Raw genomic sequence first — 22817 nt, 5'->3', positions numbered from 1 at the left:
CATGAAAAATTTAAAAACGGACCAGATAGCGGTATCCAATTATCCTTATTTTAAATATTCACTGGAGTATGCCCTGGATTCACTGGAGCGCATGGGGGCATCAAACATGGAGTTCTATGCATGCTATCCCCATCTTCATGTGGACGATGCAGGACTCTCACAGGTAAGGGCCGTGAAGAGACAATTGCGCGGCCGCCATCTCACCCCTGTTTGTTTTACGCCGGAACAATGCCTGTATCCGGTAAACATAGCTGCCAGGGATGTGGCGGCCAGAAAACGCAGCCTGGATGTATATGTGAAATCTATGGAATTTGCGGCAGAAATGGATATTCAGCTATGCCAGTTTTTGTCGGGATTTGGCTGCTTAGATGAAAAGGATGAAGATATATGGAAACGGTCCGTGGAATCAGTGGCGTATCTGGGCCGGATAGCGGAGGGATATGGCATCACCATTGCTCTGGAAACCTCTCCAAAGGAGTACACTATTACAGAGACAGCAAAGGATATAGCCCGTATGGTGGAAGAGGCGGGAAGCCCGGCTGTTATGGGAATGATAGATACAGCGACATTGGGATTTTCCAATGAAACAATGGAGGGAGCCATTGCAGACCTGGGTCCGTACCTGCGCCATGTTCACGTGGGGGATGGCAGGCCAAACGGCCACCTTGCATTAGGGGAAGGGGAACTGGACCTTCCGCATATGATGAATGAGCTGGATAAGGCAGCCTACCCCTATTACCTCAGCCTGGAGATATTGAATAACCTTTACACGCGGAACCCGGAATATGCCATGAAGAAGTCCTACGACTGGCTGGTATCCTATATATCCGGCTGAACGTAAAATGGAAGGAAGAAGACCCATGAAAGTAATTGGACTGGGAGATAATGTAGTGGACATGTATATGGACAGACATATCATGTATCCCGGCGGTAATGCCATGAATTTTGCTGTATATGCAGGCATGATGGGCACAGAGGCAGCATATCTGGGTGTCTTTGGTTCTGACCTGGCAGCTGCCCATGTTCACAATACGGCCTTAGAACTGGGGCTGGATTTGTCACACTGCCGGTATGAAGACGGGGAAAATGGATATTCCCAAGTGAAGCTGGAGGATGGGGACCGGGTATTTACCGGCTCTAATAAAGGAGGCGTGCTGAGGGAACATCCCTTAAAACTCAGCAAACTGGATTATGAGTACCTGTCCGGTTTTGATATCGTACATACCAGTATGTTCAGCTATGTAGAACAGGAGATGGCCAATCTGCGGCAATGGTGCGGTTTCATATCCCTGGATTTTTCCAACCGGTTCCAGAAAAATCATCTTAGGACATACTGCCCATACATTGACTGCGCATGTCTTTCCTGCAGCCATATGGAGGAGGCGGATATCCTGGAACTGATGGAGGATATTATGGACGCCGGATGCCGGCATATCGTCATAGCTACCAGAGGGAGCAGGGGAGCCGTGGTCATGGTGGATGGCCAGATATACCGCCAGTCCCCATATCTGATAAAAGCAGTGGATACGATGGGGGCAGGAGATTCATTTATAACCAGATTTCTGGTGGGATATTGCGATGGAATGAGGTGGGCTGCTGATTTCCCGGCAGAGTCAGGCATACATGGATTAACAGAGGCAGGCATATATCAGCAGCATCTGGTACGCATATGTCTTAGCCAGGCCGCCGTTTTTTCGTCCGGCACATGTAAGCAGGACGGTGCCTTTGGATACGGAAAAGAGTGGTAAAACAGAGGGGCTGCATTCAACAGCCCCCTGTTGTTTCATAAATCCGGTACAACCGGATTAGAAGTCAGACAGCCGAATACCGGTGGCAGAAGAGGAACAAATCAGATGGGGATGAAGGAGGGCGTGCGTCTTGTAAAACGGGCAATATGCCGGAAACCGCATTCCTCGAGGAATTTTGATGCCAGGTCAAAATGGCTGGCCACATCTCTGGCATTGTGGGAGTCAGACCCCACTGTGATGATAGTTCCGCCCAACTGATGATACAGCTTTAGTATATCAGCGGATGGGTATCCGTCACAGGGATGCTGCCGGAACCCGGAGGTGTTTAGTTCCAGGCCCTTGCCTCTTTGAATGAGCACCTTGAGTATTTTTTCAATGGCAGGCATATAAACATCAGAGCAGTCCGGCAGTCCATATCTGGAGGTATGACGTTTTACCAAATCCAGATGGCCCAGACAGTCAAAGTCGCCTGTTAAGGCCAGACGGTAAAGGCCGGAGTAATATTCACCTGCAATTTCGAGATAGTTATCCTGGGAAAAAGTGAATTGGGAGAGGTCTGTATTATGAAGTTTATGGACAGAACCTATGACATAATCCCATGGGTGGTTTTTAAGGACCGCGGCAGCATATTCCGGCTGAAGGTACATCTGGCCCAGCTCCAGTCCGTATTTGACGGTCAGCCTGCCATCAAAAATTTCTCTGCATTGGCTGAGAGTGTCCAGATAATGGCTGATATAGGACGGAGTGAAGGTAGTATGGATTTTACCAAAGTCAAGGAATTCATAGTGGTCTGTGATGGCGATTTCTATCAGGCCTTTCTGAACGGCTGAAATGCACATTTCCTTCATGGAGGAGGATGCGTCAGGTGAAATGCTGCTGTGTGTATGGTAGTCAAATTGTATCATGGTGGTCTCCTTTGCTTATTTAATATGACGATATAATACATTATATAATGAAAAGGACGAAAGGGAAAGTGAAAATGAAGGAATTAGTAAAAAAAGTTATTAAAATGCGGGAACAGCAGGGAGGAATCAGGAGTGTGGCCTGGATTGCCGCCGGAGGCTCTTATGGAGGTTTTTATCCGGCACAGTATTTCATGGACCATGAGTCGGCGGGTATTCGTTCCCAGATGTATACCAGCAATGAATTTGTGTTTGCCCCGCCTAAATACTGCGGTCCCAATACACTGGCTGTTATCTGTTCCATGAGGGGAACTCCTGAGACTTGTGAGGCTGCCCGGATTGCGAAAGAACTGGGGGCTGTTACGGTGGGACTGTACGTGCAGGATTCACTTCTCACGGAGGTTTGTGATTTTAAGCTTCAATACCAGAGCATTGCTCTGGATGAAAGCAGCCAGGACCAGGTTAATTCCAGCATAGGCCTTAAGCTGGCCATGACCCTGCTGGAAGAAACGGAAGGTTATGCCGGTTATGAGGATGCCATGGCTGCCTTTTCGATTTTAGATGATGTTTACAGAAAGGCAGTGGACTATGCAGCGCCCCTGGCTCAGAAATGGGCCTGGAAAAACAAGGACCAGAAAACCATCTATGTAATGGGCAGCGGACCGGCCATGGGCTCAGCCTATATATTTTCCATCTGCAATATTATGGAAATGCTCCAAATTGATTCTCCTACCGTAAACTGCTGTGAGTTTTTTCATGGACCGTTTGAGGTCCTGGATAAGTCTGTCTCCGTATTCTTACTTGTGGCGGAGGGGAGGACCAGGCCGGCAGACGAGAGGGCAATTACCTTCCTGAAAAAATATGGCGGTGACCAGGTTTACATTCTGGATGCGAAGGAATTGGGAATTAACCGGATAAAAGATTCAGTATGCGAATATTTTAACCATCTTATATTTTCACCGGTTCTTAATAATGTATATATGAGAGCCCTGTCCTTTGCTTCTAAGAAGGATTATAATACCAGAAGGTATATGTGGAAAGTAGAATATTAACAGATTAATAAAGAAAAAAGGGAAGCGTTCTGCGGCTGGCCGCGGATGCTTCCCTTTTTCCAGGAAGAATGTGTATCAGATGAACCCTCTGGCAGTAAACCAGCCAATACTCTGGGCATAGGCCGGTTCGGGATTCTCATGGTACCGGTCGCTTAATATTTCAAGCGTCAGGTACTGGTCATAGCCGAAGCTGTTTAAATCGTTCATATACTGTTCCAGGGGCAGAATTCCGTCACCCAGTGCCAGATGACCTCCCGGCATCCCATCGACAAAGTGTACATGCTGTATTGTATTACCCATGGCCTCCAGATATTCCCTGGGGCCTTCCCCCACACGGGCAGCCATGTCCACATCCACCATTGCCTTCAGGTAAGGGCCTTCAACCTCATCCATCATGCTTTTGAGCTGTGCGGCTGTTACACATAGATTGGTCGTTGTTCTGGTAAGGTGCTCCAGCATAATTACAGTACCCATCTTTCCCGCATATTCAGCTAACTCTAAAAGGGATTCACGGCAGCGTTTCCACGCCTCGTCCCGGGACTCATTCCGGTAGCCCTGGCCGATTGTAACAAGGGTCCTGGGGGACTCCATCTGACTGGCAATTTCCAGAGAGCGTTTCAAATAGCGGAGGCTCCACGCATGAATAGTCTTATCCCGGGAAGCGATGTTCACAGGATACATACATTGCTCCGGGGTGTAGCAGATGACCTGTAAATCATGTTTACGTATCTTTTTGACGATTTTCTCAACATCAGAGACAGAACATTCATCCTGATAAAGGTGTGGGCCGGCGCCCCAGAATTCGATGTTGGTCTGCTCCAGCCGGTTCATGGATTCTAAAAAATAGTCCAGGCTGTATAGACCGTAGGAATAGTTACCGCACACAATACTGCTCCTGTTCATAGATAGTCCTCCTTGTATCTTGTTGTAGCCAGACTTGAAATGTATGACTGTGATTATATTGTATCATAACGTCATAATATTATCAATTTATTTATTAGATTATCACTAGAATATAGGGGAAACAGTTGACATGATATCATGACAATGTTATACTGTAATCAGGCAATATGTTATATAACGTTATAATAATGGGCAGGAGGATTTGGTTATGAACATGGCGGCAATTGGTTTTTGCTGTATTGACGTGTACGAGAATATCGGTAGAAGGTATGCTACAGGAAATGGGGTTGACTGTATTGTCCATCTGGCAAGGCGCGGGGTATCTACTGCAGTGGTATCGGTAGTGGGAACCGATGAATATGGAAAGGAGATGTTTGATTTATGCCGGGAATACGGCATGGATACGTCACACCTGCAGATGAAGGAGGGAAAGACCTCCGTTTACAGAATGGCTTTGAAAGATGGTGTGGACAGGGTACATCTGGAGAACATACCCGGCGTGATGGAAAACTATGTTCCAACCCGCAAAGATATTGAATATACAAAGACGTTTGATTATGTTCATACAGATTTAACCGGAAAGGTTCTCCATCTTCTCCCGGAGTTTAAAGAAGCGGGATGTAAGGTCATCTTTGATTTCTCTGTCAATAGAGATGAGGCAAACATGGAAAAAATATTGCCATATGTACATTGTGCATTTTTTTCCTGTGAGAAGAAGACGCCGGAAATCAGGGATTTCCTGATAAAGGCCAAATCGTACGGACCTGATTACGTAGTTGCAACCTTTGGGGAAGAAGGCAGCATGTGTTACGATGGAACCCGGTTTTATGAGCATGGAATCAATGTAGTGCCTGTGGTCAATACAGTGGGGGCAGGGGATTCGTTCATAGCCGGCTTTACCTGGGGCCTTATGACAGGAAAGAAAATAGAGGATTGTCTTGGGGAGGGGGCTATATTGTCCGCGCAGATTGTACAAAAGTTCAATCCTTATTGATAGAAAAATCCCCCTGCCTTCATTGATTTTTATGTTTTAAGATGTTATACTTCCATTAGTAACATCATAAAGTGATGCGCCTGTGGCAGACAATAGGGAGAATTCGTATGAGCAAGTTAAACAAAAATTCAAGCGTTCCTCTGTACCAGCAGTTGGTAGATGAAATTAAGTCCCAGATAGACAGTGGTATATTAAAGGAAAATGACCGTATTATGACAGAAACCGAGTTGAGTGAGGAATATGAGGTCAGCCGAATAACGGTGCGCAAAGCCATATCCATACTTGTAGATGAGGATTATCTGGTAAAGCAGCAGGGAATAGGGACTTTTGTAGGGGTCAGGAAGCTGAGCCGGTCCATCAATTCTTTCATGGGTTTTACGCAGTTCTGTGAAGCCATGGGCAAAAAAGCATCCTCCGTGCTTTTAATTGCCAATTCAATCGAGGCCACAATCAGTGAATGCAGGAAACTGGACATTCCGGAAGGAAGCAGGGTCATACGCATTAAAAGGGTCAGGTATTGTGACGGTATGCCTGTGATAGTAGAGGAGAATAAATTTCCATCAAAGTACTCTTTTCTGATTGCAGAAGATTTGACAGGTTCTATCTATGAAATACTGGGTGAGCATGGAATATATCCCGTAGGCGGAACCAAAGTAATTGATGTGTGCTATGCCACGGAGGAAGAGCAGAAGCTTCTGAATCTGGAGCCACACCAGGCATTGCTTCTTCAGAGGGATACTGCACACAATGCTGAGGGTGAGCCAATCCATATTTGTAAACAGGTAGTGAATCCGGTGCGCTATAAGGTAGAAATCAACTGGTAATATCAGTCCTCAAAACCAAAAGGGCGGCTGCATTTTTTGGGCGGCTCTTTTTTGATATCCTGACAGACTGCCTGCAGCGATATAACAGGACAAAATTAAGAATAAAAAATCTCCCCGGAGAAGCGGGATAAGTTTCATCTGCGCTCTCAGGGGAGGTTTTTATTATTGCACAAAATATTCAGGATAAACCTTTACCAGTTCCGACTTCTCCACCCTGTGGCGTGTAAGGTGGCGGGTCATCAGCATCTCAGCCAGTTCTGCATCGCGCCGCTCAATGGCATATAGAATGTTTTCGTGGTCCTCCACGGTCTTATCAGGCTTGACGGTCTTTAACGAAAGAGTCCGGAGACGGTCAAAATGCACCATCTGGGAATGTATGATTTCATAAGTGCGGGCTTTGTCCACGGAATGGAAGAGGAGCTTGTGGAACTCATTATCCAGTTCAAAGAGCCGTTCCGGCTTGCCTTCCTTCAGGGTCTCCCCTTCCTTTTTTAGATTCTCTTTCAGTTTGTCCATGTATTCCTGGGAAATGCCTTCGCAGGCCAGCTTTAACACTGCATTTTCCAGCACCAGGCGCATGAACCGGGATTCTTCAATCAGTTCATAGTCAATCTTGGCGATATAGCTGCCTTTCTGGGGCTGTATCTCCACCAGCCCCACCTTGCTCAGCTCAATGAGGGCTTCACGCACAGGGGTGCGGGAGAGCTGCAGGACGGCGGAAAGCTCATTTTCGCTTACCGCGCTTCCAGGAGCCAGCTCCAGATTGATAATATTATATTGAAGGACCCTCAGGGCGTAGGTCCGGGCATTCTCAGCAGACAGCCTTTCCAGTACTTTCATGTGTTCCTCCTTGCTTTTAAATCCTTTAACATACCAGCATACTCTATGTTATGTACTAGTATACTACCGAAAGCACGGATAGGCTATCATTATTTACCAGAAGATCATCCATTTAATTACAGTTCATCCTTCCTGGATGCAGCTAAAAATCAAAGGTCAGGACTACTTTGCGTATGGACGGGTCGTGGGAGTCCACGAAATCAAATGCTTCCTGAGCCCTTGTAAGGGGAAAGGTGTGGGATACACTTCCTGTCAGATTAAGCTTCCCTTCCCTGATTAAGTCAATGGCTCTGCCGAACATCCTGTTCTGAAGGCGGGAACCCCTTACATCCAGCTCCTTTGAAGTGATGAGAAATTGGTTGATTTCAGTGGGAGAGGTGGAAAATCCCATGGTGATGACCCGTCCTGCGTTGCCGGTAGCCTTCAGCAGACGAATCAGGGAATCGCTTCCGCAGACAGCGTCTATGGACACCGTGGCACCGTGCCCATGGGTGTATTCCTTTACCTTTTCCTCCAGATTTTCTTTTAATACATTGATGGTGTGGGCGGCTCCTGCGGATTTTGCCCCTTCTAATTTTTCATCCACAACGTCTGCCACTATAATATAGCCGCAGAGCAGACGTGCAATTTTTAAAATGGAGCTTCCCAATGCGCCGCATCCGTAAATGAGGAGCAGGTCATCCTTTTTAAGTTCCGCCCTGGTGCAGGACTGGATGGCAATGGTGGCAGGCTCTATCATCACGGCATCCGTATCTGAGATGGAATCAGGCAGCAGATAGCAGTCCTGTTCCGGAACTGCAATATATTCCCTGTATCCTCCATCTATATGGACTCCCCTTACAGCCAGACTGTCGCAGACATTTCCTCTGCCTATGCGGCAGGGATAACAGTGACCGCAGCTTGTAACCTGATTCACAATAACCCGGTCGCCCGGATGAAGGGAAACGGCAGAGGAGCCTGTTTCTTCTACCACGCCCACCATTTCATGCCCGATGATTCTGGGATAGGTTGCAGCTGCATTGGTGCCGTGGTAAATGCCCACATCCGAACCGCAGATACCGGCGGCAGTCATGCGTACCAATATATTGTTTTCTTCTGTTACGGATGGTTTGGCAATGTCGATTACACGTAATGTGTTTGGGTTTAAAATCTGTACTGCTTTCATATTGAATGTTCTCCTTTTTTGGCCCGGCGTGTGCGGAGAACTTACATACTTGTATACTAGTTAATGCGCGGAAAAATGTCAAGTATTTTATGCGTTAAGAAAAAATAATGGTATAAATATACAAAAATGCACCAAAAATATTGGATATATTTACATATTGCAAGATTTTAACTTATATACTACCATACAAGTAGGACGCGATACACCAGAAATATCGTATCCCGCAAACTAAATATAGCCGGTATAATTATGAAATGACGTGTGCGGAAACTTGAGGAAACTTTGATTAATTACATTTAGGAGGGTTTCACTTATGAAGCTTGCTAAGATTGTGAAGCAGGGATTGTGTATCCTTACTTCTATGGCGGTAATGGGTACCCTGGCGGGCTGCAGCGGCCAGGACGGAAGTATGAATAAAGGAAAGCTGGTGAAAATCGCTGTCTGCGTTTCCAGCCAGACACCGGCTTCCATGGCAATGAGGGAAGTATTTAAACCAAGACTTGAGGAGCTGACAGGAGGAAAATATGATATCCAGATATATGACTCCGGCGTACTGGGAAGCGAGAAGGTTACCTATGACTATACCAGAAGCGGAATCATAGAGATGTGCGTGGTGGGTACGCCTATGTGGTCTGAGACACCGGTGATGGCTATTCCCGATTTCCCGTTTGTGTTCCGGGATGTGGACCATGCCAGAAGGTGTTACCAGGGACAGCTGGGGGATTATATTGCGGGAGAGCTGGAGGCAGAACAGCCGGTGACCCTGATGTCGTGGTTTCCCAATGGGGCAAGGGCGTTTTCCTCCAATAAGAAGCTGGAGGGGCTGGATGATTTCAAAGGACAGAAGCTGAGGATGCCGAATAACCCAATTCATGTGAAGCTGGCTGAAAGTCTGGGGGCCAATGTGGTCATTATGGATATGGGCGAAGTGTTTACGGCTCTGGAACAGGGAGTTGCGGACGGCCAGGACAATCCTCTGTCCACGGTTAAGAATGAGGGATGGTATGAGGTCCAGGATTATATCTACGATACCAATCACATCGTGGCTTCCTTGGAGCTCTTTGCCGGCAGCCAGTTCTGGGACAGCATGGATGAGGGCGACAGGGAGATATTCCGTCAGGTGGCAGATGAAACCTCAGACTATGCGTGGAATCTTTACATAGACCAGCTGGCCGGCGATAAGCAGTTCATGAAAGACAACGGCCTTACGGTTACGGACCTGTCAGATGAGGACCGGGAGGCCATGAAGGCAAAGATACAGCCTGTTTATGATTATCTGGATGAAAAGTACCAATGGGCTGGGGATATCAGAAAAATGATTGAAGAAATCGAGTAAGGAGAGGACTATGAACCGATTGATTGATAAGCTGTTTCACGTGATTGACTGCTTTACGGGGATTCTGACCGGCCTTATGGTGCTGTTTGTATTCCTGAATGTGGTATTGAGGACCTTTTTTAATTCCGGTCTTACATGGTCGGAAGAGCTGGCAAGATACCTTTTTGTATATGTTACATATATTGGCGCCATCAGCGCCATGCATTCCAATGCCCATCTGGGAGTGGATACCCTGCTGTCCAGAGTCAGGCCCGGGGTACAGATGGCGCTGTATCTTATATCCAGGGTTCTGATTGCCGCTATTATGTGCATTCTGGTCCATGGGGCATTCAAGATGGTCCTTCAGAATACACAGTCCAGGACCGCTGCTCTTGGCATTCCCTATTCCGTGCTTTACTTCGGAGGCATCATAACCGGCACTTCCATTGCCATCCTGGCTGTTACCAATATCGTATATGCCCTGAAGCACCCATGGGAAATAACAGATATTGTCACCATGCACAATGATGATGATGACATTGCCAGTGAAGCAATGGAACAGTCGGAGGAGCTGTCTGACGAAGAATATGTCAGGCGTCTTAATGAACAGGGAGGTAAATAATCATGACTTTGATAGTATTTCTGGCATCACTGGTTGGGTCCATGGCAATCGGGCTGCCCATCTGTTTTTCATTACTGTTCAGCGGTGTCTGCATGATGCTGTTCATGAACGGCTTTAATTCCCAGATTCTGTCCCAGAACCTGTTCTCGGGCGCGGATTCATTTTCCATGATGGCAGTTCCTTTCTTTATACTGGCAGGGGAATTCATGAACAGGGGAGGAATCACCAAACGGATTGTCAATGCGGCCAACGCCATGGTAGGCCATGTAAGGGGCGGTCTTGGATATGTGTCCATACTGGCTATTCTTCTCTTTGCCAGCATGGTAGGGTCCGCCGTGGCATCCACGGCTGCACTGGGGGCGATTCTCATTCCCATGATGGTCCGGGCCGGGTATAACAGGGATAAGAGCACAGGGCTTATTGCGGCCGGAAATATCTTATCACCCATTATGCCGCCCTCGGTTCCCATGATTATCTTCGGCGTACAGGCCAGCGTATCGGTTACAAGCCTTTTTATGGCAGGCATAGCGCCGGCAGTTTATCTGTCAGCCTCCCTGTGCATCCTGTGGTTCTTTGTGGCCAGGAAGGATGAACTGCCCACTGCTCCCAGACAGAGCAGGAAACAGGTGGTGAAGTCGCTGACAGACGGATTCTGGGCTCTGCTCCTTCCTGTATTTATTCTGGTGGGACTGAGAAGCGGTAAATTTACGCCTACCGAGGCAGGGGTTATCACCGCAGTGTATGCCCTGATTATAGGACTTTTTGTGTACAGGGAACTGAAGATATCCATGCTGATGGACTGTCTGGTATCTGCCGCTAAGTCTTCGTCCGTGATTATGTTCCTGGCCGCAGCAGCCATGGTATCTTCCTGGCTCATGACCGTGGGAAACATTCCATCCATCGTGACAGGCATACTGGCTCCGTTTATCGCCCATCCAACCCTTCTCATGCTGGTCATTGCGGGAATTGTGCTTCTGGTGGGAACCTCCATGGATGTGACGCCTACCATCATGATACTGACCCCGGTACTGCTCCCTGCAGTTAAGGCAGCAGGCATTGATGTGGTCTATTTTGGAGTGGTGTTTATTCTGAATACGGTTATGGGACTTCTTACGCCTCCTGTTGGTACGGTGCTGAATGTGGCGTGCAGCGCCGGCAAGATTAATATGGAGAGAATTGTGAAAGCAGTGTGGCCTTTTTTGCTGGCAGAGGTTGTCATACTGGTGCTGCTGATTCTGTTCCCGCCTTTGGTAACGGTTCCGGCTGCATTTTTCCTGGGTAAATAACAGAAAGGTAAAAGAAAGGTGAATAACAGAAAGGACGATATGTATGAAGCTGACATTGGAAGGAATTAAGGACAGGAAGGTGTGGGCGGAGGCCGGCGTCAGCCTTCCCTCCTACGATGTGGAGACGGTGGCGGAAGAAACCCGCAAGGCCCCTGTGTGGGTGCACTTTGGCGCGGGAAATATCTTTCGCATCTTCATCGGAGGCATTGCAGACACATTGATTGCAGACCGGCTGAGCAGCAAGGGAATCACCTGCGCAGAGACCTTTGACTTTGACATAATTGAGAGGATTTATAAGCCATACGACAATCTGGTGCTGGGAGTCACGCTGAAAGCAGACGGCTCCACGGATAAGAGGGTCATTGGCTCCCTTACAGAGGCTCTGAAGGCCCGGGCTGGGGAGGCGGAGGACTGGAAACGGTTAAAGGCTGTATTTGCTGATCCAGGACTCCAGATAATGTCCTTTACCATCACGGAAAAGGGGTATGCCCTAAAGGGGGCGGACGGCGTCTATTTCCCATTTGTCCAGGCGGACATTGATAATGGACCGGACAGGGCCGCGTCAGCCATGGCCGTGGCATGCAGCCTCTTATATGAAAGATATAAGGCCGGAAAGCTGCCTCTGGCAGTGGTATCCATGGATAATTGTTCCCGCAACGGTGAACGGCTTCAGGCGTCCATTGCCGCCGTGGCAGAGGCGTGGAATGAAAGAGGGTATGTGGAGGACGGATTTATTGCATATCTGTCCAATCATGAGCAGGTATCCTTTCCGTGGTCCATGATTGATAAAATCACGCCCCGCCCGGCTGATTCGGTGCAGGATGAACTGGAGAGAGCCGGTGTAGAGGATATGGCTCCAATCATCACTTCCGGAAAGACATACATAGCCCCCTTTGTAAATGCAGAGGGACCCCAGTACCTTGTCATAGAGGACTGTTTCCCCAATGGAAGACCGGCTCTGGAGAAGGCAGGAGTCTTTATGACGGACCGGGATACGGTCAATCAAGTGGAGCGGATGAAGGTTACAACATGTCTGAACCCGCTTCATACAGCCCTGGCAGTATACGGATGTGTATTGGGATATACACTGATTGCGGATGAAATGAAGGACCCGCTGCTGAACCGGCTGGTGCGCCGGATTGGACCTGGAGAGGGGATGCCGGTTGTGACAGACCCTGGTATATTGTCGCCGGAGGCTTTTGTGAACGAGGTCATAGATGTGAGAATACCAAATCCTTTTATGCCAGATACGCCTCAGCGGATTGCCACCGATACGTCCCAGAAGGTAGGGATTCGGTTTGGGGAAACCATTAAAGCATATATGGCTGAATATGGAGATGCCGGGAAGCTTACTGCCATTCCCCTTGCCATTGCCGGTTGGTGCAGGTATCTGCTGGCTGTGGACGATGAAGGCAGGGCATATGAACTCTCGCCAGACCCCTTGGTGCCGGAGTTGACCAAGGTACTGGACGGAATTGTGGTGGGGAGGCCGGAAACATACAACGGACAGCTAAAGGCCATCCTGTCCAATGCAAACATATTTGGGGTTAATCTCTATGAGGCAGGCATCGGTGAAAAGATAGAAGAAATGTTTGTGGATGAGATTGCAGGACCGGGAGCAGTAAAAGCAGTACTCCGGAAGTATCTGGATTCATAATCCGCATAAATGAAGAAAAGCACAAAACCAAAAGGGCAGCTGCATTCCGTGACGCAGCTGCCCTTTTCCCTGTCCATACACAGTTCCAATCCCCTGTTATGTAAAAAGTGCACAATTATTTTTTTCAACAGTGTGCACATTCACAATTTACAACCAACGTAGGATGTAGTATATTAAAAACACAAAACATAGGATGTTGGACGTTGGTTCTAATAGAGCGATAATAGGAGGATGATTCATGAAAGTAGCATTGGTTTACACAAGCACCACACCGGAGTTGATTGAGTTGGTAGAGAAGGAGGTAGGGGCTGTCCTTCCTCAGGATACGGAGGTGGCCAGTTACCAGGACCCATCCATTTTAGCAGAGGTCAGGGACGCTGGTTATGTGACGCCTCCTCCGGCAGCCAGGCTGGTGGGGATGTACATGACGGCTGTGTCAGAGGGTGCGGATGCCATTCTGAATCTTTGTTCTTCGGTTGGCGAGGTGGCGGATGCTGCCCAGGATATAGGCCGTTATACAGGAATACCCATTGTGCGTGTGGACGAGGAGATGTGCCGCGAGGCGGTACGTCAGGGAAAGAAAATCGGTGTCATGGCAACCCTTCCCACCACCCTGAATCCTACTAAGAACACCATTTTAAGGGTTGCCAGAGAGATGAACCGCCAGGTGGAGCTGGTGGATGCGCTGGTGGACGGCGCCTTTGGCCTGGACCAGGAACAGTTTAAGGCCCTTATGAGTGAGTATGCCGGTAAGATTGCGGACCAGGTGGATGTCATTCTCTTTGCCCAGGGTTCCATGGCCTACTGTGAGGAGTATATTCATGAAAAGTATGGTAAAGTAGTATTATCCAGTCCGAGATTCGGCGCTGCCGCATTAAGGGATGCCCTTGTCAGGAAGGGATTAATGTAATTACAGAATATAATATATGGAATGTAATATACGGAATGTATCGCGCATAAGCACCTGGAGCACAGGTGCCGGGTGCCTGTAACGAAGGGAGAGGGAAGTATGTTTAAAAGGTTAAGAAAGGCGGCAGCAGCGGTATGCGCTGCAGCCATGGTATTGTCCATGACGGCCTGTGGTTCCGCCGGGGATAAGAAGGTAGTGCTTCATTTTACCCATACTCAGAGTCCGGGGTCCATAAGCGACCTGACTGCCCAGGAGTTTAAAAAACTGGTGGAGGAGCGGAGCAACGGACGGATTGAGGTAAACATTTATTCCAACTGCGGACTGTCGGGCGGGGACCTGACAAAGGCCATTGAGCTGGTACAGGCAGGCAACATTGACATCCATTCCTGTGCACCGCCAAACATTGCCAACTATGATAAGAAGTTTTATTCGTTCTGGCTCCCGTTCCTGTTCCCGAATTCAGACGACCTGCTGGCGTTCTGCCACAGTGACAAGGTGCATGAGGTGGTGAACGGCTGGTGCAACGACCTGGAGATGGAGATGCTGGGGATTAATAATGCAGGCTCCAGGCAGATATCCAACAGCAAGAAGGAGATAACAAAGCCGGAGGATTTAAAGGGCATGAACATACGTGTGCCGGGCGCCAATATTTTCATTGACCTGTACCGGAATTACTTTGGGGCCAATCCCACTGCCATGGATTTCTCAGAGGTGTACACCTCCCTTCAGCAGAAGACCATTGACGGACAGGAAAATCCAATCGCGGTGTTTGATTCTTCTAAATTTGCAGAGGTCCAGCAGTACGTTACCCTGTGGGACGGTGTAAGGGATACCACCATCTGGGTTATGAGCCGGAAAACCATGAACAGGCTGTCTCCTGAGGACCAGGCCCTGGTAAAGGAATGCGCGGCACAGGCCCTGGACTGGGGAAATGATTACCTGGCTGACAACGAGGCTGTCATCATCCAGAAGCTGAAGGACGGAGGGACCGTTATCACAGAGCTGACAGAGGAGCAGAAGGCTGAGTTCCAGAAAGCCTGTGCCGGAATCTATGACGATTATGCCAAGTCCGTGGGGCAGGATGTAATCGACCTGTTTACCGGCGGTTATAAGAATTAGGAGGGGTACTATGAAAGAAAAAGGATTTTTAAAGGATTTCTGGGAGAATCTTGAGGAATATCTCTGTTCGGTTGCATTGCTTGTCATGACCCTTGTCACATTCATGAATGTGTTTTCAAGAAAAATTTCTTGGTTTAACATGTCGTTTACCCAGGAGCTGGTGACCACCATGTTTGTGTGGGTCTGCTGTCTTGCCGCAGCCAGCGTGTTTAAAACAGATTCCCATATGGGCTTTAATTACCTGACCGATAAATTTACCGGCGCAAAGCGCAGGGTATACCGTATCTGCAGACTCCTTTTGTGCTCTGCCAACTATGGAATCTGGATTATCTGGGGGGCGCAGATGGTTTACAGGCAGTATCACTATCATCTGCTCACAGGCGTCCTGGAGATGCCCCAGTGGACCATTGGAATCGCCATTCCGTTGTCTGCGGTTTTTTCCATCGCCCGTATGGTGCAGTATGAAATCAGATTAGCAAAGGAGGGAAAATAATATGTCAGCAGCGATTCTATTTGGTTCCATGGCAGTGATGATTGGATTCGGCATCCCCATTGCCATTGTGCTGGGAGTGTCCAGCGCACTGACCCTGATATTTTCAGGCGCTCCGCTGGGCGTCATTCCTTCCATGATGCAGGCTACTGTGCAGAAGTTTTCCCTTCTGACCATTCCGCTGTTCGTTCTTGCAGGCGCAATCATGGACAAGGGCGGTATTTCCAAACGTCTCATCAACCTGGCGGACAGTATCATCGGACCGGTCCACGGCGGACTGGGCTATGTGGCAGTGGTGGCGGCCCTGTTCTTTGCGGCCATCTCCGGTTCCGGTACGGCAACCGTGGCGGCCATGGGCTCCATCCTGATTCCCGCCATGGTGGCACAGGGATATGACGCAGGATTCTCCAGCGCGCTTTCCGCCATATCAGGCTCCCTGGGAACCGTTATTCCTCCCAGTATTACGTTCATTATCTACGGCATGATTACAGGGGAATCCATTGGCGATTTGTTCCTGTCGGGAATTGTGCCGGGGCTTATATTCGGTTTCATGCTGTGCATCATGGTGTTCATTAAATCCAAGAGGTACGGATGGAAGGGAGATACACAGAGAGCTTCCTTAAAGGAAATAGGCAGGCTGTTCCTGGATACCATATGGGGGCTTTTAAGCCCGGTGATTGTACTGGGAGGTATTTATTCAGGACTTTTTACCCCTACGGAGGCAGCGGCAGTTGCGGTTGTTTACAGCCTGATAGTGGGAATCTTTGTCTACAAGGAGCTGCGTCTGGCAGAGCTTAAGGAGACATTATTCTCCACTGCCAAGACAACGGGCATGATTCTGCTCATCATCATGAATGCAGGCATTTTCTCATGGGTGCTGACCCAGCAGGGAATTGCCGCTTCCCTTACGGAAATGGCCCTGGCCCTTACAGACAACAAGTACATCATGCTGTTCATCATCAACATTGTATTCCTGTGCGCGGGCTGCGTCATGGATAACACCAGCGCCCTCTATATCCTGGTTCCCATCATCATGCCCATTGCCAAGGCACTGGATATCAACATGATTCAGCTGGGCGTCATCCTGGTGCTGAACCTGTCCATTGGCCAGGTAACGCCTCCGGTAGGACCCAATCTGTATGTTGCGGCTGATATCGGAAAGGTCAAGTTTGAGGAAATATGCCGTAAGATGGTGCCGCTGCTGCTTATGTCTCTTCTGGCGCTGCTGTGCATCACGTACATACCGGCATTGTCCCTGTGCCTGATTCCTTCATAGGCAGGGAACAGAAGATTGCGCTGAACCAACATATGATGTATACTTATGAATAAGTGTTCACAGCAAGGAGGTTCAGCATGGAAAAGACCAGTTTTTTAAAGGAACCTGTCGGAGGACAGTCAGTTGTTAATAAAATTGTAGACAACATTACCAATGCTATCATAAATGGAGAACTAAACCCAGGGGACAAAATCCCTACAGAAGCAGAATTGTCGGAGTCAATGGGAGTTGGAAGGAATTCCGTCCGGGAAGCCATTAAGGTGTTGGAGGCCTACGGCGTGGTACATATCAAGCGGGCGGAAGGTACCTTCGTGAGTCAGGAATATGACAGCAGGATGATTTATCCGGTTCTTTACGGCATCATACTGCAAAAGGATTCCACCAGCCAGATTGTGGAGCTGAGAAAGGTAATTGATGTGGGCCTCCTTCAGCTGGCAGTGGATAAGCTGAGGTCCAAATCCCTGGAGCAGACCCAGATGGAAGCCATTGAAAAGGCCATGGAGGAACTGGAATACCAGGCTCATATGGAGACGCCCCAGGCACGCAGCCTTTTTGAGGCGGACGTCCAGTTCCATATGGCTATTGTGGGAATCACGGAAAATGTGATGCTTCAGTCCATCTGTAATTATGTGGATAAAATCACGCGCCGTTCCCGCATGGTGACCATAGACAGGATATTCCTGGACGGGGAAGTGGAGAACTTCCTGGACCTGCACCGCAGAATCGTGAAGCTTCTGCAGGACAGGGATTCGTCAGGCATATATGCGATTGTAGAGGAGCATTACCAGTACTGGGCAAAAGTAAAAGATGAATAGCAAGGCGGTTGCTGCATGATGGCTGGAATAGGACAGATTGTGTGTCTGGAGTCAATGATGCAGCAGCCCCTTTATTTTTTTGAGAGAATGGAGAATTAATATGATATATAGGAAGAAAAAAGATTTGGAAATAACGCCCATTGACAGATGCATGGGCGGAAACGGCACTGTCCGGATGGAAAAGCTCCTCATGGGACAGGAGGAAATGCTGGGAAAGGGAAGGGCTTATGTGCGCCATACGCTGAATCCGGGCGTCTCAATCGGCATCCATACCCATGAGGGTGAGATGGAGACCATGGTTATTGTAAAGGGGAAAGCCCTCCACACCATCAACGGACAGGAGCAGTATCTGGAGGAAGGGGATATCATCGCAGCCCAGCCCGGCGACACCCACGGAATTGCCCAGACAGGGGAGGATGCGCTGGTATTGATTGCACAGGTACTGTATGCGTAAATGATTATTGCAGACAAGATTCAAGGCGGGGAAGAGGCTTTGGGCCGGGAAAAATCATAAGAAGGAGACAGGAAAAATGACAGATATAAACAATAAGGTTCTGGTATCCGTTGCACCGGTAGCTGCAACGGACAAGGTCATTATACCGGAGAAGATAGCAGAGGATGTATACCAGTGCTATAAGGCGGGGGCTTCCATGGTGCACCTGCATGTAAGGGACAGGGAGGGCCGTCTGACGCCGGATATGACATTACTGGAGGAGACGCTGGCCTTAATCCGCAGGGATTCGGATATTATCATCGAAGTGTCCACAGGCGGGGTGTCGGACCTGAACATACAGGAGCGCTGCGCCCCCCTGTATTCCGATATGGTGGAGGCCTGTTCCCTGAACGTGGGTTCCACCAATCTGGGAAAGGACGTGTACTGCAATCCTATAGACGATGTGGAGTACTGCATCCGGGAAATCCTGAAGCAGAAAAAGACCCCGGAGGTGGAGACATTTGAAATCGGCCATACCTGGACCATGGCGCAGCTGATGAGGAAATATGATTTTGCGGACCCGGTTTTATTCAGCATTGTGCTGGGCCATGAGGGGGAAGCGCCGGCAACGCCCCAGGCGCTGGCTGCCATGATTCAGATGATTCCTTCCAACGCCATATGGGGCATTACGCAGGCCCACAGAAAGGATTTCTCTCTGCTGGCAGGCGCCGTGGGCATGGGAGCCAGGACCGTAAGGATTGGATTTGAGGACAGCAATTACCTGGATGCGCAGACCCGGGTTTCCTCCAATGCACCCCTTGTGGAAAAGACCGTGAAGCTTCTCAGGGCCATGGATAAAGAACCCATGTCCCCGGAGGAGGCCAGGTCCCTGTTCTGCATCGGAAGATAGAAGAGAGGAGAATGCAAACCATGTTAAATGCATCTGTATTAGACCGGTACCCCGGAGTGGATATGGAAACCGTACAGGCCCTGCTGGAAGAAAAATGCCGGGAAGATAAACATAAAATCATTGTCCTGGACGACGACCCCACAGGTGTTCAGACAGTCCATGACATTTCCGTGTACACGGATTGGTCCTATGACAGCGTTAAGAGGGGCTTTGAGGAGGATAAAAAGCTGTTTTACATCCTGACCAATTCCAGGGGATTTACCGTGGAGCAGACCACCAGGGCCCATCAGGAAATCGGGGAAACCGTGGCCAAGGTGTCAGAGGAGACAGGAATTGACTATGTGATTGTCAGCAGGGGAGATTCCACCCTGAGGGGGCATTATCCCCTGGAGACAGAGCTGCTGGCCGGGGCAGAGGAAACATACAGGGGAAGGGCTGTTGACGGGGAAATCATTTGTCCTTATTTTAAGGAGGGCGGGCGTTTTACCATTGGAAACGTGCACTATGTAAAGTACGGGAATGAGCTTGTACCTGCGGGGGAGACAGAGTTTGCCGGGGATAAGACCTTTGGATACCATTGTTCCAATTTAAAGGAATATGTGGAGGAAAAGACAGGCGGCAGATACCCGGCCCGGGAGGTGCTGGATGTTTCTGTGGAGGAGCTGCGCAGCCTGGATTATGCAGCTATTACAAAGAAGCTGCTGTCGCTCCATGATTTTGGGAAAATCGTGGTAAATGCAGTGGATGCCTGTGACCTGAAGGTGTTCTGCATTGCCCTTTACGATGCCATGAACCAGGGGCGCAGGTTCATGTTCCGCACAGCGGCGGGATTTGTAAAGGAATTCGGCGCCATCAGCCAGAGGCCGCTTTTGTCCAGGGAAGAGATGGTGTCAGGAAACTGCCGTACAGGCGGAATCATAGTGGTGGGCTCCCATACAAAAAAGACCACCAGCCAGCTGGAGGCCTTAAAAAACGTGGAGGGAATCCGGTTCATTGAGTTTAATTCTGATTTGGTATTGGATGAGGAGAAATTCCAGGAGGAAATCAGCTCTGTCATAAGCCGGGAAGAGGAGCTGATAAGCCGGGGCGTGACGGTTGCAGTTTATACCAGGAGAAAGCTGCTCTCCCTGGAACATGACAGCCCTGAGGAGGCTTTGGTGCGGTCGGTGAGGATTTCCGATGCAGTCCAGTCGCTGGTGGGCAGGCTGAAGGTACGGCCCGCCTTTGTGGTGGCCAAGGGCGGCATCACCTCCAGCGATGTGGGGACCAAGGCCCTGAGGGTAAAGCGTGCCACGGTTCTGGGACAAATCCGCCCTGGCATACCGGTATGGCGCACAGGACCGGAGAGCCGTTTCCCTGGGACGCCTTATGTCATATTTCCCGGAAATGTAGGGGAAACAGAGACTCTTAGGGAGGCAGTGGAGATATTGATGGGATAGAGGGCAGCGGTGCCGGTCAAACCGTCTGCACAGTTAAAAATAATTTAAGACAGAAACCGTACAGGATGTGCTAATCCTTCTGTCTCCTGCATAAGATATAAAAAAATCCTCAGGAGACTCATTTTGAAGGAGTATATTGAAGAACGTGCGGTAGCCATCGCCAATTACATCATAGACCACAATGCCACGGTAAGGCAGACGGCGAAGAAATTTGGGATAAGCAAATCCACGGTACATAAGGATGTAACTGACAGGCTTGCGCACATCAATCCGGGGCTGGCGGCCCAGGCCAGGATTGTACTGGATGTGAATAAGTCAGAGCGCCATATCCGGGGAGGGTTGGCTACCAGGGAGAAATACCAGCACAGACTGGCTATCTGCAGTAAGCAGGAGGAATAAAAGGCACAGGAGAAAAGCAGACGCCAGGCATATAAACAGCAGATGGGAAACCCATAGATAAGAGAAAACCGCCATTTTCAGATAGAAACAGTCATATCTGAAAATGGCGGTTTTTGTATTTTGTATGCAGTCCTATTTTCCCACAGAATCATATTCATCGCAGATTTCTCTGGACGGGGCTTCTGTCATCAGCGACACGGCTACAATGGCAACGCAGGCCACGATGAAGGCGGGAAGCAGTTCATAAATATTCCAGGCGCCGCCCAAGGGGCGCACGCCGTATTTCCACACAAACACCATGATGCCTCCGGAAATCATGCCTGCCAGGGCGCCCTTTAGATTGCTGCGCTTCCAGAACAGGGCAAAGAGCATTACCGGACCAAAGGAGGCGCCGAAACCAGCCCAGGCAAAGGAGACAATGGTAAATACCGAACTGTCGGGATTCCAGGCCAGCAGGATGGCCACCAGGGCAATGCCCACAACGGTAAGGCGGGCAGCTGTCATGGAAGCCCTGGAATCCATTTTTATCTTCAGGAAGTCCTGAAGCAGGTTCTGCGATACGCCTGAAGCAGCTGTCAGCAGCTGGGAGTCAGCTGTGGACATGGTACAGGCCAGGATACCTGCCAGTACCACCCCTGCCACAACAGACAGCAGGACTCCGTTTCGTCCCAGCAAATCCGCCAGCCGGATGATAACAGTCTCAGATTCAGAGCTGGAGGAGAACATGGGAATGCTTCCGGCCACAGATGCGCCATATCCGATGATACCAATGAGGATGGCCACGAACATGGAGATGACAACCCAGACAGATGCAATGCGGCGTGATGTTTTCAGCTTATCCTCATGGCTGATGGCCATGAATCGGAGAAGGATATGGGGCATTCCGAAATATCCCAGTCCCCATGCAAGGGTGGACAATATGGTTATAAAACCATAGGGGGACGCTGTGTTGTCAGCCATGCTGTGGATATGTGTCATGCTCAGATATCCTGCCAGGGAACGGGCATTGTCAGCCACCGCGCTCCAGCCTCCGGCCACATGGATGCCAAAGAATACAATGATAACCAGCGCAATACTCATGACAATGCTCTGAATCAGGTCCGTGGTGGACACTGCCATGAAGCCGCCCATGACCGTGTATCCGATGATGACCACGGCACCGGCTATCATTGCCACATGGTAATTCACGCCGAACAGACTGTTGAACAGGGTTCCCACAGCCTTGAAGCCCGATGCGGTATAGGGGATAAAGAAAATCAGGATTACAATGGCGGCAATGCACATTAATATGTTCCTGTCATCCCGGTAACGGCGGGAGAAGAAGTCCGGTATGGTGATGGCTTTGCAGACAACGGAATAGCGGCGAAGGCGCTTGGCCACAATCAGCCAGTTGAGGTATGTACCCACGGCCAGGCCGATGGCGGTCCAGCCTGCGTCTGCGATGCCAGTCAGGTATGCGACTCCCGGCAGGCCCATGAGAAGCCAGCTGCTCATATCCGATGCCTCGGCGCTCATGGCAGTTACCAGGGCGCCCAGTTTACGGCCGCCCAGGTAGAATTCGTCGGCGGAATCACCGCCGCCTTTTTTGCTGAAATAAAAACCTACATACACCATGGCTGCCAGATACACGACAATGGCTGCCAGGATTCCTATTTGTCCAGTACTCATGATTACCCTCCTGTTATGTGTTCCTTTGCGAAAAACAGACATAATGCTGA

Annotated in this window: 23 protein-coding genes; 18 read left to right on the top strand and 5 right to left on the bottom strand. The window is 49.4% G+C overall.

The genetic code is table 11. From position 1 onward, the window contains the following. Position 1: 1 nt before the first annotated feature. The gene (locus tag I2H39_RS09535) at positions 2 to 835 is read left to right on the top strand and encodes a sugar phosphate isomerase/epimerase family protein (protein WP_195626316.1); all 834 of its coding nucleotides are present in this window, start codon (positions 2 to 4) and stop codon (positions 833 to 835) included. A 25-nt stretch (positions 836 to 860) separates the two neighbouring features. After that, positions 861 to 1748 (top strand): PfkB family carbohydrate kinase, encoded by an 888-nt coding sequence (locus I2H39_RS09530; RefSeq protein WP_138306605.1) that lies wholly within the window; start codon positions 861 to 863, stop codon positions 1746 to 1748. 101 nt (positions 1749 to 1849) lie between these two features. Here the strand turns inward: I2H39_RS09530 and I2H39_RS09525 are convergent, their stop codons facing one another. Continuing rightward, positions 1850 to 2653, bottom strand: a complete 804-nt coding sequence (locus I2H39_RS09525) for a histidinol-phosphatase HisJ family protein (RefSeq protein ID WP_195626315.1) — start codon at positions 2651 to 2653, stop codon at positions 1850 to 1852. A 74-nt stretch (positions 2654 to 2727) separates the two neighbouring features. Between I2H39_RS09525 and I2H39_RS09520 the strand changes: the two genes are divergently transcribed. Next, positions 2728 to 3702, top strand: coding sequence for an SIS domain-containing protein (locus tag I2H39_RS09520; RefSeq protein ID WP_138306607.1), 975 nt, complete (start codon positions 2728 to 2730; stop codon positions 3700 to 3702). A 75-nt stretch (positions 3703 to 3777) separates the two neighbouring features. Here I2H39_RS09520 and I2H39_RS09515 read toward each other — a convergent pair whose 3' ends face one another. Next, positions 3778 to 4605 carry a sugar phosphate isomerase/epimerase family protein gene (locus tag I2H39_RS09515; protein WP_195626314.1) on the bottom strand — a complete coding sequence of 276 codons (828 nt, stop codon included), beginning with the start codon at positions 4603 to 4605 and terminating at the stop codon, positions 3778 to 3780. A gap of 208 nt (positions 4606 to 4813) precedes the next feature. On the opposite strand from I2H39_RS09515, the gene frlD reads away from it, so the two are divergent. Both frlD and I2H39_RS09505 read left to right on the top strand, forming a co-directional pair. Next, on the top strand, positions 4814 to 5599 hold the full coding sequence (frlD, locus tag I2H39_RS09510; protein WP_195626313.1) for a fructoselysine 6-kinase: 786 nt from the start codon (positions 4814 to 4816) through the stop codon (positions 5597 to 5599). A 107-nt stretch (positions 5600 to 5706) separates the two neighbouring features. Next, positions 5707 to 6423 carry a GntR family transcriptional regulator gene (locus I2H39_RS09505; RefSeq protein WP_195626312.1) on the top strand — a complete coding sequence of 239 codons (717 nt, stop codon included), beginning with the start codon at positions 5707 to 5709 and terminating at the stop codon, positions 6421 to 6423. 162 nt (positions 6424 to 6585) lie between these two features. Here I2H39_RS09505 and I2H39_RS09500 read toward each other — a convergent pair whose 3' ends face one another. Continuing rightward, positions 6586 to 7263, bottom strand: coding sequence for a GntR family transcriptional regulator (locus tag I2H39_RS09500; protein ID WP_138306611.1), 678 nt, complete (start codon positions 7261 to 7263; stop codon positions 6586 to 6588). Between the two features lie 142 nt (positions 7264 to 7405). Beyond that, a complete protein-coding gene (locus I2H39_RS09495; RefSeq protein WP_195626311.1) occupies positions 7406 to 8428 on the bottom strand; it encodes an alcohol dehydrogenase catalytic domain-containing protein in 1023 nt (340 codons plus the stop codon). Between the two features lie 313 nt (positions 8429 to 8741). Between I2H39_RS09495 and I2H39_RS09490 the strand changes: the two genes are divergently transcribed. The 13 genes from I2H39_RS09490 (at position 8742) to spoIIID (ending at position 21099) form a co-directional block, all read left to right on the top strand. Further along, positions 8742 to 9764, top strand: coding sequence for a TRAP transporter substrate-binding protein (locus I2H39_RS09490; RefSeq protein WP_138306613.1), 1023 nt, complete (start codon positions 8742 to 8744; stop codon positions 9762 to 9764). A 10-nt stretch (positions 9765 to 9774) separates the two neighbouring features. Next, a complete protein-coding gene (locus I2H39_RS09485) occupies positions 9775 to 10365 on the top strand; it encodes a TRAP transporter small permease (RefSeq protein ID WP_195626310.1) in 591 nt (196 codons plus the stop codon). Positions 10366 to 10367: 2 nt separating this feature from the next. Next, positions 10368 to 11651, top strand: a complete 1284-nt coding sequence (locus I2H39_RS09480) for a TRAP transporter large permease subunit (protein ID WP_138306615.1) — start codon at positions 10368 to 10370, stop codon at positions 11649 to 11651. Positions 11652 to 11694: 43 nt separating this feature from the next. Next, positions 11695 to 13308: a mannitol dehydrogenase family protein gene (locus I2H39_RS09475; RefSeq protein WP_138306616.1), complete on the top strand. Its 1614-nt coding sequence runs from the start codon at positions 11695 to 11697 to the stop codon at positions 13306 to 13308. A 238-nt stretch (positions 13309 to 13546) separates the two neighbouring features. Next, the gene (locus I2H39_RS09470; protein ID WP_138306617.1) at positions 13547 to 14218 is read left to right on the top strand and encodes an aspartate/glutamate racemase family protein; all 672 of its coding nucleotides are present in this window, start codon (positions 13547 to 13549) and stop codon (positions 14216 to 14218) included. A 99-nt stretch (positions 14219 to 14317) separates the two neighbouring features. Beyond that, positions 14318 to 15337 (top strand): DctP family TRAP transporter solute-binding subunit, encoded by a 1020-nt coding sequence (locus I2H39_RS09465; RefSeq protein WP_138306618.1) that lies wholly within the window; start codon positions 14318 to 14320, stop codon positions 15335 to 15337. A 10-nt stretch (positions 15338 to 15347) separates the two neighbouring features. Continuing rightward, positions 15348 to 15830 carry a TRAP transporter small permease gene (locus tag I2H39_RS09460; protein ID WP_195626309.1) on the top strand — a complete coding sequence of 161 codons (483 nt, stop codon included), beginning with the start codon at positions 15348 to 15350 and terminating at the stop codon, positions 15828 to 15830. 1 nt (position 15831) lies between these two features. Then, positions 15832 to 17103 carry a TRAP transporter large permease gene (locus I2H39_RS09455; protein WP_138306620.1) on the top strand — a complete coding sequence of 424 codons (1272 nt, stop codon included), beginning with the start codon at positions 15832 to 15834 and terminating at the stop codon, positions 17101 to 17103. A 77-nt stretch (positions 17104 to 17180) separates the two neighbouring features. Further along, a complete protein-coding gene (locus I2H39_RS09450; RefSeq protein ID WP_195626308.1) occupies positions 17181 to 17918 on the top strand; it encodes a GntR family transcriptional regulator in 738 nt (245 codons plus the stop codon). A gap of 100 nt (positions 17919 to 18018) precedes the next feature. Continuing rightward, positions 18019 to 18372 (top strand): cupin domain-containing protein, encoded by a 354-nt coding sequence (locus I2H39_RS09445; protein ID WP_138306622.1) that lies wholly within the window; start codon positions 18019 to 18021, stop codon positions 18370 to 18372. 76 nt (positions 18373 to 18448) lie between these two features. Beyond that, the gene (locus I2H39_RS09440; RefSeq protein WP_138306623.1) at positions 18449 to 19261 is read left to right on the top strand and encodes a 3-keto-5-aminohexanoate cleavage protein; all 813 of its coding nucleotides are present in this window, start codon (positions 18449 to 18451) and stop codon (positions 19259 to 19261) included. Positions 19262 to 19281: 20 nt separating this feature from the next. After that, positions 19282 to 20700, top strand: a complete 1419-nt coding sequence (locus I2H39_RS09435) for a four-carbon acid sugar kinase family protein (protein WP_138306624.1) — start codon at positions 19282 to 19284, stop codon at positions 20698 to 20700. Positions 20701 to 20823: 123 nt separating this feature from the next. Then, complete coding sequence (gene spoIIID, locus I2H39_RS09430) at positions 20824 to 21099, top strand: sporulation transcriptional regulator SpoIIID (protein WP_138306625.1); 276 nt, start codon at positions 20824 to 20826, stop codon at positions 21097 to 21099. A gap of 132 nt (positions 21100 to 21231) precedes the next feature. Here the strand turns inward: spoIIID and I2H39_RS09425 are convergent, their stop codons facing one another. Next, positions 21232 to 22767 carry a sodium/proline symporter gene (locus tag I2H39_RS09425; protein ID WP_138306626.1) on the bottom strand — a complete coding sequence of 512 codons (1536 nt, stop codon included), beginning with the start codon at positions 22765 to 22767 and terminating at the stop codon, positions 21232 to 21234. Positions 22768 to 22817 lie beyond the last annotated feature (50 nt).

The sequence above is a fragment of the Clostridium sp. 1001283B150225_161107_B6 genome (genome assembly GCF_015556325.1).
GTDB lineage: Bacteria > Bacillota > Clostridia > Lachnospirales > Lachnospiraceae > Enterocloster.
Note: the sequence above shows the minus strand (reverse complement) of the source record. Positions and strands in the feature narration are given on the sequence as shown.